This is a genomic window from Cellulomonas pakistanensis, assembly GCF_016862755.1.
Taxonomy (GTDB): Bacteria; Actinomycetota; Actinomycetes; order Actinomycetales; family Cellulomonadaceae; genus Cellulomonas; species Cellulomonas pakistanensis.
Genome location: NZ_BONO01000020.1, coordinates 59,451 through 75,965, shown reverse-complemented (window position 1 = coordinate 75,965; position 16,515 = coordinate 59,451). Strand labels below are relative to the sequence as shown.

General features: G+C 76.1%; 12 protein-coding genes. 3 read left to right on the top strand and 9 right to left on the bottom strand.

Annotated elements, in window-relative coordinates:
* Positions 1-71: 71 nt before the first annotated feature.
* The 9 genes from ftsW to mraZ all read right to left on the bottom strand — a co-directional run bounded on the left by ftsW (position 72) and on the right by mraZ (position 11,163).
* Positions 72-1,307 (bottom strand): putative lipid II flippase FtsW, encoded by a 1,236-nt coding sequence (ftsW, locus tag Cpa01nite_RS13310; RefSeq protein ID WP_203669235.1) that lies wholly within the window; start codon positions 1,305-1,307, stop codon positions 72-74.
* Between the two features lie 7 nt (positions 1,308-1,314).
* Entirely contained in the window at positions 1,315-2,784 is a 1,470-nt protein-coding gene (gene murD, locus Cpa01nite_RS13305; protein WP_239068765.1) for a UDP-N-acetylmuramoyl-L-alanine--D-glutamate ligase, read from the bottom strand.
* Positions 2,769-3,845, bottom strand: a complete 1,077-nt coding sequence (gene mraY / locus Cpa01nite_RS13300; RefSeq protein ID WP_203669234.1) for a phospho-N-acetylmuramoyl-pentapeptide-transferase — start codon at positions 3,843-3,845, stop codon at positions 2,769-2,771. Before mraY ends, murD begins: the two co-directional genes overlap by 16 nt.
* Positions 3,842-5,344 (bottom strand): UDP-N-acetylmuramoyl-tripeptide--D-alanyl-D-alanine ligase, encoded by a 1,503-nt coding sequence (locus tag Cpa01nite_RS13295; protein WP_203669233.1) that lies wholly within the window; start codon positions 5,342-5,344, stop codon positions 3,842-3,844. Before Cpa01nite_RS13295 ends, mraY begins: the two co-directional genes overlap by 4 nt.
* On the bottom strand, positions 5,341-6,951 hold the full coding sequence (locus Cpa01nite_RS13290) for a UDP-N-acetylmuramoyl-L-alanyl-D-glutamate--2,6-diaminopimelate ligase (protein WP_203669232.1): 1,611 nt from the start codon (positions 6,949-6,951) through the stop codon (positions 5,341-5,343). The genes Cpa01nite_RS13295 and Cpa01nite_RS13290 overlap by 4 nt, the downstream gene beginning before the upstream one ends.
* A 118-nt stretch (positions 6,952-7,069) precedes the next feature.
* Complete coding sequence (locus Cpa01nite_RS13285; RefSeq protein WP_203669231.1) at positions 7,070-8,800, bottom strand: peptidoglycan D,D-transpeptidase FtsI family protein; 1,731 nt, start codon at positions 8,798-8,800, stop codon at positions 7,070-7,072.
* A 152-nt stretch (positions 8,801-8,952) separates the two neighbouring features.
* Positions 8,953-9,363, bottom strand: a complete 411-nt coding sequence (gene ftsL, locus Cpa01nite_RS13280) for a cell division protein FtsL (RefSeq protein ID WP_203669230.1) — start codon at positions 9,361-9,363, stop codon at positions 8,953-8,955.
* A complete protein-coding gene (gene rsmH, locus Cpa01nite_RS13275; RefSeq protein WP_203669229.1) occupies positions 9,360-10,445 on the bottom strand; it encodes a 16S rRNA (cytosine(1402)-N(4))-methyltransferase RsmH in 1,086 nt (361 codons plus the stop codon). The genes ftsL and rsmH overlap by 4 nt, the downstream gene beginning before the upstream one ends.
* Positions 10,446-10,728: 283 nt before the next feature.
* A complete protein-coding gene (gene mraZ / locus Cpa01nite_RS13270) occupies positions 10,729-11,163 on the bottom strand; it encodes a division/cell wall cluster transcriptional repressor MraZ (RefSeq protein ID WP_203669252.1) in 435 nt (144 codons plus the stop codon).
* 455 nt (positions 11,164-11,618) lie between these two features.
* Between mraZ and Cpa01nite_RS13265 the strand changes: the two genes are divergently transcribed.
* Genes Cpa01nite_RS13265 through Cpa01nite_RS13255 form a run of 3 tightly spaced genes read left to right on the top strand, consistent with a single transcriptional unit; the run spans position 11,619 to position 16,176 of the window.
* The gene (locus tag Cpa01nite_RS13265; RefSeq protein WP_203669228.1) at positions 11,619-12,623 is read left to right on the top strand and encodes an AAA family ATPase; all 1,005 of its coding nucleotides are present in this window, start codon (positions 11,619-11,621) and stop codon (positions 12,621-12,623) included.
* Positions 12,623-13,843, top strand: coding sequence for a DUF58 domain-containing protein (locus Cpa01nite_RS13260; RefSeq protein ID WP_203669227.1), 1,221 nt, complete (start codon positions 12,623-12,625; stop codon positions 13,841-13,843). The genes Cpa01nite_RS13265 and Cpa01nite_RS13260 overlap by 1 nt, the downstream gene beginning before the upstream one ends.
* Positions 13,840-16,176, top strand: coding sequence for a transglutaminase TgpA family protein (locus tag Cpa01nite_RS13255; RefSeq protein ID WP_203669226.1), 2,337 nt, complete (start codon positions 13,840-13,842; stop codon positions 16,174-16,176). The genes Cpa01nite_RS13260 and Cpa01nite_RS13255 overlap by 4 nt, the downstream gene beginning before the upstream one ends.
* The last annotated feature ends 339 nt before the right edge of the window (positions 16,177-16,515 follow it).

Below are 16,515 nucleotides of genomic sequence, written 5' to 3'. Positions count from 1 at the left end.
AGGGGCGGGGCGGGGCGGCGGGTCGCCGTCAGGGTGCGGGGGCGCGGGCGGGGTCGCCACCCGGGCGGCCGTCAGGCACGGGTCCGGCCGATCACGGCGAGCGAGCGGCGGACCACGCCGGGCCGCGCCGCCAGGGCCTCGGCGGCGCCCGGCTCGGTGCGGGCGAACGAGATCACCACGCCCAGCGCCACGAGCGTCGTGATGAGCGCGGACCCGCCGGCGGAGACCAGCGGCAGCGGCACCCCGATGACCGGCAGCAGGCCGACGACCACGCCCATGTTCACCAGCGCCTGGCCGATGATCCACGCGGCGACGCCCCCGGTGACGATCTGGGCGAACGGGTCGCGGTGCCGGGCGATGACCCGGAACATCGCGAACGCCAGCACGCCGAACAGCGCGAGCACCAGCAGTGTGCCGATCAGGCCGAGCTCCTCGCCGATGATCGCGAAGATGAAGTCGTTGTGCGCCTCGGGCAGGTAGGACCACTTCTCGCGGCTCTGGCCGAGCCCGAGGCCGAACCACCCGCCCGTCGCGAGGGCCTGCATGCCGTGCATCGTCTGGTAGCAGCCGGCGGTGACGTCGCACTCGCCGGTGAACCAGTTCATGATCCGGTCGACGCGGCTCTGGCTGACGGTGGCGAGCAGCGCGACGCCGACCGCGGCGAGGACGCCGGCGCCGGCGAAGATCCGCATCGGGACGCCCGCGACGAACAGGGCACCGGCGACCAGCAGGATCATGATGATCGCGGTGCCGAGGTCGTGCCCGAGCAGCACCATGCCGATCGCGCCGCCCGCGATCGGCAGCGCCGGGACGGCCGCGTGCTTCCAGTCGTCGAACAGCGGCTGCTTGCGCGCCAGGATCATGCCGAGCCACACCACGAGGGCGAGCTTGAGCGCCTCGGACGGCTGCCCCGAGAACCCGCCGACGTAGATCCAGCCCTGGTTGCCGCCCTGGCTGCGGCCGAGCGGCGTGTAGACCAGCAGCTGCACGAACAGGCCCACGCCCAGCAGCGGCCAGGCGAACGCCTTGTAGGTGCCCGGCCTGATCCGCGACGCCAGCCACATCAGCGGCAGCCCGATCAGCGCGTACTGGGCCTGGCTGAGGAACACCGCGTACGGCGAGTCGCCGGAGGCCAGCGACTCCACCGAGGAGGACGACAGCACCATGACCAGCCCGAGCACGAGCAGCAGCAGGCTGGCACCGACGAGCAGGTAGTAGCTCGTGACGGCGCTGTTCCACTGCCCGAGCCGGGACGGGGCGCGCGGCGTCGTGGCGCTCGGCGCCGGGGCGTCGGTCGTCTGGGCCACGCCGGGGTCACCCCCTCGGGTGCAGGGCGCGGACCTCGGCGGCGAACGCCTCGCCGCGGGCGGCGTACGAGGCGAACTGGTCCATCGAGGCGCACGCGGGTGCGAGCAGGACCGTGGTGCCCGCCGCGGCGCGGGACTCCGCCAGGCGGCGGGCCTCGGTCACGGCGCGGGACATCACCGTCCCAGTGTCACCGGGATCGACGCGGACGACGGGGACCTGCGGCGCGTGTCGGGCGAGCGCGTCGGCGAGCGGCGCGGCGTCCACGCCGATGAGCACCACGCCGTGCAGCCGGTCGGCGCGGCGCGCCACCAGCTCGTCGAACGTCGCGCCCTTGGCGAGCCCGCCCGCGATCCAGACGACGCTGCCCTCGGCGAACGAGGCGAGCGACGCGGCCGCGGCGTGCGCGTTGGTGGCCTTGGAGTCGTCGACGTACCGCACCCCGTCCACCTCGGCGACGGTCGCGATCCGGTGCGCGCCCGGCGCGTACGCGCGCAGGCCCTCCCCGACCGCCTCGGGCGGCACGCCGTGCGCGAGCGCGAGCGCGGCCGCGGCGAGGGCGTCCTGCACCACGTGCGGCGCGAGCCCGTCGGGACCGGCGAGGTGCGCGAGGTCGTCGAACGTCGCGAGCTCGGCGGCGTGCGTGTGCCGCAGGGCGGCGAACCCGCGGTCGACCAGCATGCGGTCGACCAGCCCGACCTGCCCGACCCCCGGGGACCCGAGCGTGAAGCCGACGGCGACCGCGCCGTCCTGCACGTCGGCCTCGCGGACCAGGTCCTCGGTCGTCCGGTCGGCGGCGTTGTAGACGCACGCCACCTCGACGCCCGCGTAGATCCGGCCCTTGTCGGCCGCGTACGCGTCGAGCGTGCCGTGCCAGTCCAGGTGGTCCGCGGCCACGTTGAGCACGACCGCGGCCTGCGCCGCCATCGACTCCGTGTGGTGCAGCTGGAAGGACGACAGCTCCACCGCGAGCACGTCGAGGGTCGGGTCGGTCGCGGCGAGCACGACCGGCGTGCCGACGTTGCCCACGGCGGCGGTGCGCCGGCCGGCCGCGCGCAGCACGGACGCCAGCATCTCGACCGTCGTCGTCTTGCCGTTGGTGCCGGTGACGGCGAGCCACGGCGCCGGGCCGTCGCCCGAGTCCCGGTCCACCCGCAGCCGCCAGGCGAGCTCGACCTCGCTCCACACCGGCACGCCGGCCGCGCGCGCGGCGGCGAGCAGCGGGTGCGCCGGCGGCAGGCCGGGCGAGGCGACGACGACGTCCACGCCATCCAGCCCGCCGCCGGCGAGGAACGCGGCCACGTCGGTCGCGTCCGCGTCCGCCGCCCGGTCGTCGACCGTCGTCACGCGCGCGCCGAGGCCCGCCAGCACGTCGCGGGCAGCGCGGCCCGACACGCCCAGGCCGGCGACGACGACCCGCGCCCGGCCGAGCTCCTCGGCAGTCCTGAGGTCGTCCGCCACGGTCAGCCCGTCACCCACTCCGCGTAGAAGATCCCGATGCCCAGCGACACGAACAGCCCGGCGATCAGCCAGAACCGGATGACGATCGTGACCTCGCCCCACCCCGACAGCTCGAAGTGGTGGTGCAGCGGTGCCATCTTGAACACCCGTCTGCCGGTCATCTTGAAGAAGCCGATCTGGATGACGTCCGACAGCACGATGATGACGAACAGGCCGCCGATGATCGCCGCGAGCACCTCGGTGCGGGTGACGATCGACATGCCGGCGAGCGCGCCGCCGAGGGCCAGCGAGCCGGTGTCGCCCATGAAGATCTTGGCCGGGCTGGCGTTCCACCACAGGAACCCGAAGCACGCGCCGGTGACCGCCGCGGCGACCACCGCCATGTCGAGCGGGTCGCGCGTGGCGTAGCACCGGGCGCCGGCGGTGAGCGCGCACCGCTGGTTGAACTGCCAGACGCAGACGATCACGTAGGCGCCGAACACGATCAGCGAGGACCCGGTCGCCAGGCCGTCCAGGCCGTCGGTCAGGTTCACGGCGTTCGACCAGGCCGTGATGAGGAAGTTGGCCCAGATCACGAACAGGATCGCGCCGATCGTGGCCCCTGCGAACGCGAGGTCCAGGCCGGTGTCCCGGATGAACGAGATCTTCGTGGACGCGGGCGTGCGCATCGTGGCGTCCGGGAACTGCAGCGCGAGCACCGCGAACGTGATGCCGACGAAGCCCTGCCCGACGATCTTCCACCGCGCGGACAGCCCGAGGCTGCGCTGCCGGGAGATCTTGATGAAGTCGTCGAGGAACCCGACGACGCCCAGGCCGGTCATGAGGAACAGCACGAGCACGGCGGACGCGCTGGGCAGGTTGCCCGTGACCAGGGCGGCGACGCCGAACCCGATCAGGGTCGCCGCGATGATGACGACGCCGCCCATCGTCGGCGTGCCGCGCTTGGTGTAGTGCGCGGTCGGGCCGTCCTGGCGGATGAACTGGCCGTACTGCTTGGCGACCAGGAAGTTGATGAACAGCGGGGTGCCGAGCAGCGCGACGACCATCGCGACGCCGCCGGCGACGAGGACGGAGATCACGCGGGCACCTCCGCGCCGCCGGCCGGCTCCGCGCCGGTCAGCAGGTCGCCCAGCCGCCACAGGCCGGCGCCGTTCGACGCCTTGAGCAGCACCACGTCGCCCGGGCGCAGCTCCCCCTCCAGGAACGCCGCGGCCGCGTCGACGTCGTCGACCATCACGACCTCGTCGCCCCACGACCCCTCGCGCTGCGCGCCCGCGAAGATGCCGAGCGCACCGGGCCCGACCACGACGGTCAGGTCCACGTTGAGCCGGACGACCTGCAGCCCGATGTCCTCGTGCTCGCGGCGCGCGTCGGCGCCGAGCTCCATCATCTCGCCGAGCACGGCGACCGACCGGCGCTGCCGCCCGGACAGCACGGCGAGCGCGCGCAGGGCGGCCCGCATCGAGTCCGGGTTGGCGTTGTACGAGTCGTCGACGACGGTGATGCCGTCGGGGCGCTCCACGACGTGCATCCGGTGCGGGCTGATCGCGTCGGCGGCGGACAGGCCGGCCGCGACGTCCGCGAGCGGCAGCCCGACCGCGAGTGCGGCACCAGCGGCGGCGAGCGCGTTGTGCACGTGGTGCTCGCCGACCAGGCGCAGCGTGACGTCGGCCCGCTCCCGCGAGTCGTCGCCCTCGACCGGTGGCACCCGCCCGGCGTCGATCGTGAAGGCCGGACGCCCGCCCGCGAGGCGCAGGTCGACCGCGCGGACGTCGGCCACCGAGGTGGTGCCGAACGTCGCGACCGCGCCGGGCGCCTGGTCCGCCATCGCCAGCACGCGGTGGTCGTCGGCGTTGAGCACCGCGACCCCGCCGGGCGCGAGGCCCGCGACGAGCTCGGCCTTGGCGCGCGCCACGGCCTCGATCCCGCCGAAGCCCTCGAGGTGCGCGTGCCCGACGACCAGCACGACCGCCACGTCGGGCGGCGCGATGTCCGTCAGGTAGGTCAGGTGGCCGATGCCGGACGCGCCCATCTCGAGCACGAGGAACCGGGTCTGCTCGTCGGCGCGCAGCACGGTGAGCGGCAGGCCGATCTCGTTGTTGAACGACTTCTTCGGCGCGACGGTCGGGCCCGCCGCGGCGCACAGCTGCGCCAGCAGGTCCTTGGTGGTCGTCTTGCCGACCGAGCCGGTGACGCCGATGACGCGCAGGTCGGTCCCGCCGGGCTCGACGGCCGCCTCGCGCAGCCGCTCCAGCACGACGCGCGCCAGGTCGCCGAGCGCCCGCTCGACGTCCTCGACGAGCACGGACGGCAGCGGCACCGGGCCGCCGTCGTCGGGGCCGTCGTGGGTCACCGGGCGCGAGCCGAGCACCAGGGTGGCGCCCGCGCGCACCGCGGCGCCCGCGAAGTCGTGCCCGTCGGCGTGCTCGCCGGGCAGCGCCACGAACAGGGAGCCCGGCCCGGCCTGCCGCGAGTCGACCACCACGGGGCCGGTCACCACGGTCGCCGGGTCCAGGTCCTCGGGCCACAGGCGCCCGCCGGTCGCCGCGGCCACCTCGGCCGCCGTCATCGCGATCACGCGGTCTGCTCCTGCGCCTCGCGCGCCGTCAGCGCGGCGTCCGCCGCCCGCAGCACGTCGCGGTCGTTGTACCGGTGGAAGACCCCGGCGATCTCCTGGGTCGGCTCGTGGCCCTTGCCCGTGATGATGATGGTGTCCAGCTCCGTCGCGAGGTCGAGGGCGTCGTGGATGGCCTGGGTGCGGCTGACGGCCTCGTGCACGTCGGCCAGCGCGGGGCGCTCCTCGCGCACCCCGTCCAGGATGGCGGCCCGGATGGCCGCGGGGTCCTCCGAGCGCGGGTTCTCGTCGGTGACGACGAGCACGTCCGCGAGGCGCGCGGCGATGCGCCCCATGATCGGCCGCTTGCCGCGGTCGCGGTCGCCGTCGGACCCGAAGACGAGGACCAGCCGGCCGGGCGTGATCGGGCGCACGGCCTCCAGCGCGAGCACCAGGGCGTCCGGGGTGTGCGCGTAGTCGACCAGGCACAGCGGGCGCGGGCTCGCCCCGCCGCGGCGCTCGACCACGCGCTCCATCCGGCCGGGCACGCCGGACGCGGTGCCGACGGCGTCGATCGCGACGTCGAGCGGCACGCCGGCGCGGTGCGCCAGCACGACCGCCAGGGCCGCGTTCGACACGTTGACGAGACCGGGCAGCGGGCTCGCGGCGCGGTGCAGGGCGCCGTCGGGGTCCCGCAGCGTGAAGGTCGACCCGACGCCGTCCAGGCCGACGTCGGCCTCGGTCACCGTCCAGTCGGCGGTCTCCCCCTCCGGCGCGCCGACGTGCGTGGCGACCGTGTCGACGGGGATCTCGGCCTCGTCGGCCAGCCGGCGGCCCCACTCGTCGTCGACCACCACGACCCCGCGGCGCGCGTGGCCGGGGCGGAACAGCTGCGCCTTGGCGCGGTAGTACCCCTCCATGTCGCCGTGGAAGTCGAGGTGGTCGCGCTGCAGGTTGGTGAAGCCGGCGACGTCGAGCTCGAGGCCGTTCATCCGGCCCAGGGCGAGCGCGTGCGACGACACCTCCATCGCGACGGCCGTCGCGCCGACCTCGAGGCCGCGGGACAGCATCGACTGCACGACCGGCGCCTCGACCGTGGTGCGCGGGCTCTCGATCGCCTCGTCGCCGATCCGGAGCTCCACGGTGCCCATGACCACGGTGCTCGCGTGCGCGCGGCGCAGCGCGGCCTCGACGAAATACATCGTCGTGGTCTTGCCGTTCGTGCCGGTCACGCCGACGGTCGTCAGGCGGCGGCCGGGGTGGCCGTGCAGCTCGGCGGCCAGCGGACCGGCGAGCGCGCGCGGGTCGTCGGTCACGAGCACCGGCACCGCGCAGACCGCGGGGTCGTCGAAGGCGCCGAGCACCTCTGCGCCCGCGCGGTCCGTGACGACCGCCACGGCGCCGGCCGCGAGGGCCTGCGGGGCGTGCGTGGCGCCGTGCGTGTGCGCGCCGGGAACGGCGACGAACAGGTCGCCGGGGGCGGCGTCGCCGCTCGCCACCGTGACCCCCGTCGTGGCGAGGTCCTCGGGCACCGGCGCACCGGCCCTGACGAGCCCGAACGCGTCGGCGAGGTCGGCGACCCGGCGCTGGTGGGGGTGCTCCGGCCGGAGCCGGCCCTGCGGGGACGTCATAGGGAGAATCTACCGCGCGGGCCACGGGCCCCCGCGACCGGGGAGGCCGGGCGGGCGCCCGCGGGGTGCCCCGCGCGGGCGGTCGTGGGCAGGACGGGGCCGGTGGTGCGCACGGGTGTCACCACTCGGTCGGGAACAGCTGCGGCGCCGTGCCGCTGGGCGCGATGCCGAGCTCGGTGAGCGCGTACCCCGCCACGTCCGAGAACACCGGCGCCGCGACGACGCCGCCCCACTCGGACGTGGTCGGGTTGTGCAGCACGACGCTGACGGCGATCTCCGGGTCGTCCGCCGGCGCGACGCCGATGAACGACGCCGTGATGCCCTGCGTGCCGTCCATGGCCCACGCCTGAGCCGTACCGGTCTTGCCGGCGACGCGGTAGCCCGGGATGGCCGCCGAGGAGCCGGTGCCCTCGTCGACGGCGCTCTCCATCATCGTGAGCACGGTCTGCGCCGTCTCCGGGGACACGACCTGGGTCGTGGCGGCGGGTTCGGCCGGGGTGAACGTGCCGTCCGGCTCCGTCCAGCCCTTGACCAGGTGCGGGGTGACCCGGACGCCGCCGTTGGCGATCGTCGCGAAGACGTCGGTCGCCTGCAGCGCGGTCACCGACAGGCCCTGGCCGAAGAGGACCGCGTACTTCGTGCGGCCGTCCCACCGGTCGACGTCCCACAGCCGGCCTGCCTGCTCGGCGGGCAGCTCGATGCCGGTCTTCTGGCCGAAGCCGAACTTCGCCAGGTAGTCGTGCCGCACCTGCTCGGGCAGGTTCTGCCCGATCATCACGGTGCCGGTGTTCGACGACTCGGCGAGGATCCCGGTCGTGGTGAGCCGCTGACCCGAGTGCTCGTGCGAGTCCTTGAAGGTCTGGCCGTTCGCGGTCGTGTAGTTGTACGGGACCTCGAACTGCTGGAGCGGGTCGGTGATACCGGTCTCGATCGCCGCGGCCATCGTGATGATCTTCGCCGTCGAGCCGGGCTCGAACACGTCCGACACCGCGCTGGAGCCGCCCCACAGGGTGCTGTCGGCGCCGGGGTCGTTGGGGTCGACGGTGCGCGACTCCGCCATCGCGAGCACCTCGCCGGTCTTCACCGACGTCATGACGATCGTGCCGGAGGCCGAGCCGGTCGCGGCGACCTGCTGCTCGATCGCCTGCTGCGCCTTCCACTGGATGTCGGAGTTGATCGTCAGCTGCACGCTGCGGCCGTCGGTGGCGGCCGTCGACTCCTCGAACCCGCCGGGGATGAGCTGCCCGCCGGCGCCGCGCTCGTAGGTCGTCCTACCGGGCGTGCCCGCGAGGTCGTCCTCCAGCGTCGACTCGAGCCCCTGCGCGCCCACGCCCTCGCTGTTCACCCAGCCGAGCAGGTTGCCCGCCAGGTTGCCGTTCGGGTAGACGCGCTCGGCGACCTGCTCCGAGGTGATGCCGTTGATCCGCAGCTCGCGGATCGCCTGCCACACCTCCGGCAGCACGTTCTTGGCGACGTACTTGTAGCCGGAGTCGCCGTCGAGCTTGGCGCCCAGCTCCGCGGCGTTCACGCCGAGGATCGGCGCCATGAGCTGCGCGGCACCCGCCGCTCCCGAGTACGTCTCGCCGTCCTCGGTCGTCGACCACGTCTTGATCAGCTGCTGGTTCGCGACGACGTCGTACCGGTCCACCGACGTGGCGAGGACCTCGCCCTCGCTGTCGGTGATCGTGCCGCGCGCCGCGACCAGCTGCGCGTGCGTCAGCCGGCTCTGCAGCGCCTCGGCGGCGATCGCGTCGCCGCCTACGCCCTGCAGCCAGATCAGCCGCCCCGAGAACACGGTGAGCAGCAGCGCGATCGTCACGACCAGCACCGCCCGGCGCCGGTTCAGCATCACGACGCTCGGGCCGCCCGGGCGGGGGGCCCAGGGTCCGCGCGGTCCGCGCTGGGTCGGCAGCCCGCCGCCCGGGCGCGCGCCGGAGCGCCCGCGCACGGGGCGCGCGGGCGCGGAGGTGCGGCGAGCGGGGGTGCGGGTCGTCGGCGTCGTCACTGCCCGGCCGCCGCGTCGCCCCGGACCGTGCCGTCGGAGAGCTGGAGCCAGCCGGTCGACCCGGCGGGCACCATGCCCTGGGCCGCGGCGCGCGCCGCGAGGTTCGCCGGCGCCTTGTTGGCGTCCAGCTCGGCGGACAGCGCCTGCTCGGACCGCGCCAGCTCGGCGAGCCGGACGTCCATCGAGCGCTGCTCGTACGAGCCGGCGGCGAGCTGGGTGTTGAGCAGCAGCGCCGCGATCAGCGCCCCGGCGAGGATCGCCATGCACGTCACCACGAACGGCACGTGCGTGCGCGCCTGGGCCGGCGGACGGACCAGGCGCAGCCGCGGCCGCTCCGGGGCGGACTGCGGCTCGGCGGACGGGCGGGGGCGGACGCGCGGTGCGCGGACGGCCTGCTCGGCGCTCATGCGGTTCTCCTCGGTCCGTTCGGGCTGCGGGGCGCGCGGGGTGCGCGGGTGCGGTCGGGGCGGCGGCCGCCCGGACCGCCGGTACTGCCGGCGTCGCCGCGCCCCGGACGCAGGTGCTCCGGGGTCGGGCGCAGCCGCTCGGCGGCCCGCAGGCGCACCGACTGCGAGCGGGGGTTGCGAGCGAGCTCGGCCGCGTCGGCCTCCTCGGCGCCGCGGGTGAGCAGGCGCAGGAACGGCGCGTGCGTCTCCGGGACCACGGGCAGCCCGGGCGGCGCGCTGATCTCGGCGCCGGCGGCGAACGCCCGCTTCACGAGGCGGTCCTCGAGCGACTGGTACGACTCGACGACGATCCGGCCGCCGACGACCAGCGCCTCGACCGCCGCAGGGACCGCGCGGGCCAGCACGGCGAGCTCGTCGTTCACCTCGATGCGCAGCGCCTGGAACGTGCGCTTGGCCGGGTTGCCGCCGGTCTGCCGCGCCGCCGCGGGGATGCCCGCGCGGACCAGGTCGACCAGCTCGGACGTCCGCTCCAGCGGGGCCTTCTCGCGGGCCTGCACGATGCGGCGCGCGATCCGGCCGGCGAACCGCTCCTCGCCGTACTCGCGCAGCACGCGGGCCAGGTCGGCCTCGTCGTAGGTGTTGAGCACCTCGGCGGCGGTCCGGCCGCGGGTCGGGTCCATCCGCATGTCCAGCGGCGCGTCCTGCGCGTAGGCGAACCCGCGCCCGGCCTCGTCCAGCTGCAGCGAGGACACGCCCAGGTCCATGAGCACGCCCTGCACGCCCGGCAGGTCGAGGCGCTCGAGCACCTCGGGGATCTCGTCGTACACGGCGTGCACCGGGGTGAACCGGTCGCCGAACCGGGCCAGCCGCGCCGACGCCAGGCGCAGCGCCTCCGGGTCCCGGTCGATCCCGACGACCCGCACGTGCGGCAGCGCCTCGAGCACGCCCTCGGTGTGGCCGCCCATGCCGAGCGTGGCGTCGATCATCACGGAGCCGGGCTCCGCCAGCGCCGGGGCCAGCAGGTCGACGCAGCGCTGCAGGAGGACCGGCAGGTGGCGGGACGCGGCGTCGCGCTCGGCCATGGCGGGCCTCCTTCCGGGTGCTGCAGGGCGGTGCGGGGTGGGGTGGAGTGGTGCGGGTGGTGCGGGTGGTGCGGCTGGTGCTCCGGCACGGTGGTGGTCGGGCGGCCCCTCCGCCGTCCGACCAGATCCCCCACCGGCCCTCTGACGCCGGGGAAGTGCGTCAGAGCTGCCGGGGGGAGGTCTCGCCGGGCGGTGGTGCTGGTGCTCGGTCCGTGCTCCGGGTGGTGCGTGGAGCGGGTCGTGCGTGGTGCGGGTCGTGCGTGGTGCGGGTCGTGGGTGCGGGTCAGAAGGCGCCGGGGAAGACCTCCTCGGCCGTCTCGGCGTAGCCGGCCTCCTGCTCGGCCAGGTACGTCTCCCAGGCCTGCAGGTCCCAGATCTCCACCCGGGTGCCGGCGCCGATCACGGCGACGTCCCGGTCGAGACCCGCGTAGGCACGCAGCATCGGGGGGATCGAGATGCGTCCCTGCTTGTCCGGTGTCTCGTCCGAGGCGCCGGACAGGAACACGCGGAGGTAGTCGCGGGCCTGCTTGCTGGTCACGGGGGCCTGGCGCAGCTTGTCGTGCATCCGCGCGAACTCGTCGAGCGGCAGCAGGAACAGGCAGCGGTCCTGGCCCCGGGTCATGACCAGGCCCTGGGCGAGCTGGGGGCGGAACTTCGCCGGGAGGATCAGCCGCCCCTTCTCGTCGAGCTTCGGCGTGTGGGTCCCGAGGAAGGGCACGGAAGCGCCGAGCCCGGCGAGTGCCTGCTCGAACCCCACGTCGTCCCACCTCCCCCGGACCGCGCGCACGGGCACCCCTCGGCACCCGATGGCTCCACGGTACTCCACTTCACTCCACCTACGCCGGATGAATCGGCGGCGGACGGGTGAAGCTGAGGCGTCCCCGCAGGTCAGCGCCGGTGGAGCGGTGTGGAGGGTTTGGCGGGCCCGGCGAGGCGCACCGGGCGCCTGCCGGCCCCGCGCCGCCCCTCCCTCCCGGCGCGACCGGCGGCGTCCTCGCAGGTCAGCGCCCATCCGGGTGCCGCAGGCGGCGGTGCGCCCGGCGGCCCGGGGAGCGAAGTGGAGGAGGGCGGTGGCCGCAGGGTGGGGGGATGTGGGGAGACGGGGTGCGGGTTCACCTCCCGGACGCCCCGACGGCCGCTTAGGCTTCCCCCAGTCGACCGAGGGGACCCCCGATGCCCGTAGCAGTGCCCGGCGCGTCCGAGATGGACGAGCTCATCACCGTGACGGACCGGATGCGCGCGAGCATCGACCGCGTCGTCACCGGCCGCCCCGAGCTGGTCCGGACCGCCGTCGCCGTGCTGCTCGCCGAGGGCCACCTGCTGCTCGAGGACGTCCCCGGCGTCGGCAAGACGACGCTGGCCAAGGCGCTCGCCCGCACCATCGACTGCACCGTCGGCCGCGTGCAGTTCACGCCCGACCTGCTGCCGAGCGACCTGACCGGCGTGACGATCTACCGCGCCGCGACCCAGGAGTTCGAGTTCCGCGAGGGTCCGGTGTTCTCGAACATCGTGATCGGCGACGAGATCAACCGCGCGTCCCCCAAGACGCAGGCGGCGCTGCTGGAGTCCATGCAGGAGGCGCAGGTCACCGTCGACGGCACCTCGTACCCGCTGCCGCGGCCGTTCCTCGTCGTCGCGACCCAGAACCCGGTCGAGATGGAGGGCACCTACCCGCTGCCCGAGGCGCAGCGCGACCGGTTCATGGCGCGGCTGACCGTCGGGTACCCGAGCGCCGAGGCCGAGCTCGCCATGCTCGACACCCAGGAGACCTCCGACCCGCTCGCGCACGTGTCCGCCGTGACCGACGCGGCCCAGGTGTCCCGCCTGATCGAGACGACGCGGCACCTGTACGCGTCGCCCGCGGTGAAGCAGTACGTCGTCGACCTCGTGGCCGGCACCCGCGACGACGCCGCGCTCCGGCTCGGCGCCTCGCCGCGCGCCGCGATCCAGCTGCTGCGGGCCGCCAAGGGCCTGGCGGCCGTGGACGGCCGGGACCACGTGCTCCCCGACGACGTGCAGCGGCTGGCCGAGCCCGTGCTCGCGCACCGCGTCATCCTCAGCGCCGAGTCCCGCCTGTCCGGCCGCACCGGCCTGGACGTGATCGGCGACCTGGTCGCCCGCGTCGCGGTGCCCGCACCCGCGCGGACCGCGGTCCGCGACCGGACCGCGGCGGGCTGATGCGCCTGCGCCCGACCCGCCGCGGCGTGGGCCTGCTGGTCCTCGGCCTCGCCGTGGGCGCGACCGGGACCGCGTTCGGGTCCACCGACCTGCTGACCATCGGCACCCTGCCGGTCCTGCTGGTCGTGCTCGGGATGCTCGCGGTCGGCATGGTCGACCCGGGCCGCGGGCAGGGTCTGCGCACGCGGCGCACCGTGCACCCCGACCCCGTGCACGTCGGCCGCACCGCCGACGTGCAGGTCGAGGTCCGCCTCGCCCGGGGGGCCGCCCGCGCGCGGCTGACCGACCTGCAGCTGCGGGAGCAGGCGGCGGTCGAGCTGTCCGGCGGCCGGCCGCTGCGCGCGACCGTCGCCCGGGAGCCGCGCGCGGTGCGCCTCCGCTACCCCGTGCAGGCCACCCGGCGCGGCCGGTGGGCGCTCGGCCCTCTCGTCGTCACCCGCACCGACCCGTTCGGCGTCGCCCGGGTCCGCGCCACCCTGGGCGAGCGCGAGACCGTCACGGTCTGGCCGACCGTCGTCGACCTGCCCGTCCCGCGCGAGCTGCTCGTCGCGGAGCCGGAGCGGTCGGTCGTCGGCGCCCGGTCCCCCGCGCCGGACGACGCCGCGCTGCGCGACTACCGCGTCGGCGACGACCTGCGCCGCGTGCACTGGCCGAGCAGCGCGCGCCGCGGCGAGCTGGTCGTGCGCTCCGACGAGCGCGCCGGCATGCGCCCCGTCACCGTGCTGCTCGACCAGCCGGCCCCCGGCGCCGACCTCGAGTGGTCGATCTCGCTCGCCGCGTCGGTCGCCATCGCCACGCACGCCGCCGGCCACCCCACGCACCTGCTCACCGGCACCGCGGCGGACGACCCGCGCGGCGCCCGGCTCGAGGCCCCCGGCCGCCAGCAGCTCCTCGACGCGACCGTCGACCTCGCGGGCCGGCCCGACCCCGCCGCGGCGGAGGCCGCGCTGCTCGCGGAGATCCGCCGGCTCGACGAGGCGGACGGCGGCTCGGGCCTCGTCATCGCCGTGCTCGGGCCGCAGGGGCCGGCCGGGCGCGCCGCGCTCGCCGGGGTCAGCCAGACCCGGCCGTCCTGGGCGCTGGTCCGCGGCGCCGACGGCGACGAGCACGCCGGCGCCACCGCGCGGCAGCTCCGGCGCGCCGGGTGGCGCGTCGTGCAGGCCGCACCCGGCGCCGACCTCGCGACGACGTGGTGGCGCCTGACGGGCGGCGCGGCGTGAGCGGCGGCGCGGCCCTGCGCCGCGGCTGGCGCTCCCCCGCGGCCACCGCGCTGACCGCCGTGGCGACGTGCACCGCGCTCGGCGCGCTGTCCGGCCTGCTCGCCGGCGGGGCGTGGGCCCTGCACGCCGTGCTCGCCGTCGCCGGCGCGGCGCTGGTCGTCGGCGGCACCCGCAGCCTCACCCGGTCGACCTGGCTGCCGTCGGCCGTCGGGCTGGTCGTCTCCGCCTACGCCCTGCTCGCCTGGTACGCCACGCCCCCCGGCGGCAACCCGCTGGTCGTGGGCCCCGGCACGGTCGAGCACGCCGGGACGCTCGTGCAGCAGGCGGCGCAGCTCATCGAGACCTCGGTGGTGCCGATGGCGGTGTGGCCGCCGGTCGAGATGATCCTGGTCGCCGCCGCCGTGCTGGTGTTCCTGGCGGCCGACCTGCTCGCGGTCGGCTGCGGCATGCCCGCGCTCACCGGCATCGCGTATGTCGCCGTGTGGACGCCCGCCGTCGTGCTGGGCTTCCCCGGGAGCACCTGGGCGCTGGCCGCGACCGGCTTCTGCTACCTCCTGCTGCTCGCGCTCGCGCAGCCGCCCGTGGCGCGGGACCGCTCGCGGCGGCGCGCCGGCGTCGTCCTCGCGGGGGCCGCCGGGCTCGTCGCCGTCACCCTCGCCGCCGGCCCGGTCGTCGCCGCCGTCCCCGCCTGGTCCTGGGTCGACCTGCCGGACGTCGGCACCGGCGCCGTCGGGCCCGTGCGGCTCGCGGACGACCTGGACCTCCGCGACAGCCTCCGCGACCAGTCCTCGCAGGTCGTGCTGACCTACACCGTCGACCGGCTCGACGACGACGCGGAGGGCCCCGCCGCGACCGCCGGGCTGGTCGGGCCGCTGCGGTCGTTCACGCTGCGCGACTTCGACGGGCGCTCCTGGCAGCGCGAGCCCGGCGAGGACCTCGCCGAGTGGGACCCGCAGCGTCTGCTCGCGTCCGACCCCGCGCTGGTCGGCGCCGAGCCCGACCCCGCCCGCGGCACGCTCACCGCCGTCGACGTCCGGGTCGGCGCCCTGCGCGAGCAGCGCCTGCCGATCAGCACGTTCCCGCGCACCGTCGCGATCGACGGCCCGTGGACGTACGACGCCGTGCGCGACGAGGTCGTCAGCCGGAACCGCACCGACCCCGGCGGCGAGTACGAGATGGTGGTCGAGGTGCCCGAGCTCGCGCCCGACCTGCTGCGGGCGAGCGCCGGCGACGTCCCCGAGGAGGCCCAGGCCTACCTCGACGTCCCCGAGACCGACCACACCGACGACCTGCGCGCGCTCGCGGCCGAGATCACCGCCGGCGCCACCACGGCGTACGACCAGGCGCTCGCGCTGCAGACGTACTTCCGCGACGGCACGCAGTTCCGGTACGACACCTCCGTCGACTCCGGCGACAGCGACGACGCCGTGTGGGACTTCCTGGAGAGCCGCCGCGGGTACTGCGTGCAGTTCGCGACGTCGATGACCGTGCTCGCGCGCACCCTCGGCATCCCCGCCCGGCTCGGCGTCGGCTTCCTCCCCGGCGAGCTCGGCACCGACCGCACCTACCGGGTCACCGGCGCCGACGCGCACGCCTGGCCCGAGCTGTACTTCCCCGGCACCGGCTGGGTCCGGTTCGAGCCGACCCCCGCCGTGCAGACCGGCCCGCCGCCCTCGTGGAGCAACCCGTTCAACGCGGCCACGCCGACCACCGCGCCCACGACGAGCGCGCCGCAGGTCACCAGCAACCCGAGCACCGCCCCCACGACGGCGCCGGCGCCCGACTCCCAGGGCGGGCTGCCCGGCGTCGTCGGCGACCCGCGGAACCGGGGACCGCTCATCGCCGTGGGCGCGCTGCTCGTCGCCGCCGCGGCCGCGGCCTGGTTCGTGCTGCGCCGCCGCCGGCGCGCGCCCGACCGGCTCGCCCCCGAGGTCGCCTGGGACCGGCTGCGCGACCGGCTCCGGCGCGCCGGGGTGACGTGGTCCGACGCGCACACCCCGCGGCAGGCCGTCGCGGCCGTGCGGTCGCAGGTCGTCGAGCGGCGAGGCCGGCCCCTGGGCCGGGACGCCGACGCGGCGCTGGTCGCGCTGGCCACCGCGCTCGAGCGCGAGCGCTACGCGCCCGACCCCGAGGCGTACGACCCGGCAGAGCTCCAGGGCTGGGTGGCGGCGGTGCTGACGGACGTCAGCACGCGCGCGCCGGGCGACGCCCGCGGCGCGGCGGGCGGGCGCGGCACGGCGGGCGGGCGTGGCGCGGCGGGCGGGCGCGGCGCGGCGGGCGGGCGCGGCGCCGGCCCCGACGCGGCAGCGGGGCCGCTCCCGACGGAGGCCTGACCCCGGCTGGACGCCGGCCGGTCGCTGGGCGCGGGGCACGGCGGGCGGTGCGGTGCCCGCGCACCCGGCGCGCGGAGCTCCGCTCCCCCACGCGGACCATGCCGCCGAGGTAGGACCGCGCGGCCGAGGTAGGGCCGGACGCAGTCCTATCTCGGCGCGCAGGTCCTACCTCGGCGGAGGCCCGGGCGGTGGCATCGGCGCACGCCGCGAGTCGCGTCGGCGGCACGCCGCGAGTCGCCACCCCTCCAGCGAGGGCCTACCCGCGCGACCGCGTCACGGCACCGACGCGCGCACGCCCACCCACGTGACCGCGTCACGGCACCGACGCGCGCAGGCCCA

What these genes read in the sequence shown, in the direction of transcription:
- Cpa01nite_RS13290 (WP_203669232.1), bottom strand. Translation starts at nt 6,951, where the DNA reads ATGACGTCCCCGCAGGGCCGGCTCCGGCCGGAGCACCCCCACCAGCGC.
- Cpa01nite_RS13260 (WP_203669227.1), top strand. Translation starts at nt 12,623, where the DNA reads ATGCGCCTGCGCCCGACCCGCCGCGGCGTGGGCCTGCTGGTCCTCGGC.
- Cpa01nite_RS13265 (WP_203669228.1), top strand. Translation starts at nt 11,619, where the DNA reads ATGCCCGTAGCAGTGCCCGGCGCGTCCGAGATGGACGAGCTCATCACC.
- ftsL (WP_203669230.1), bottom strand. Translation starts at nt 9,363, where the DNA reads ATGAGCGCCGAGCAGGCCGTCCGCGCACCGCGCGTCCGCCCCCGCCCG.
- rsmH (WP_203669229.1), bottom strand. Translation starts at nt 10,445, where the DNA reads ATGGCCGAGCGCGACGCCGCGTCCCGCCACCTGCCGGTCCTCCTGCAG.
- Cpa01nite_RS13285 (WP_203669231.1), bottom strand. Translation starts at nt 8,800, where the DNA reads ATGCTGAACCGGCGCCGGGCGGTGCTGGTCGTGACGATCGCGCTGCTG.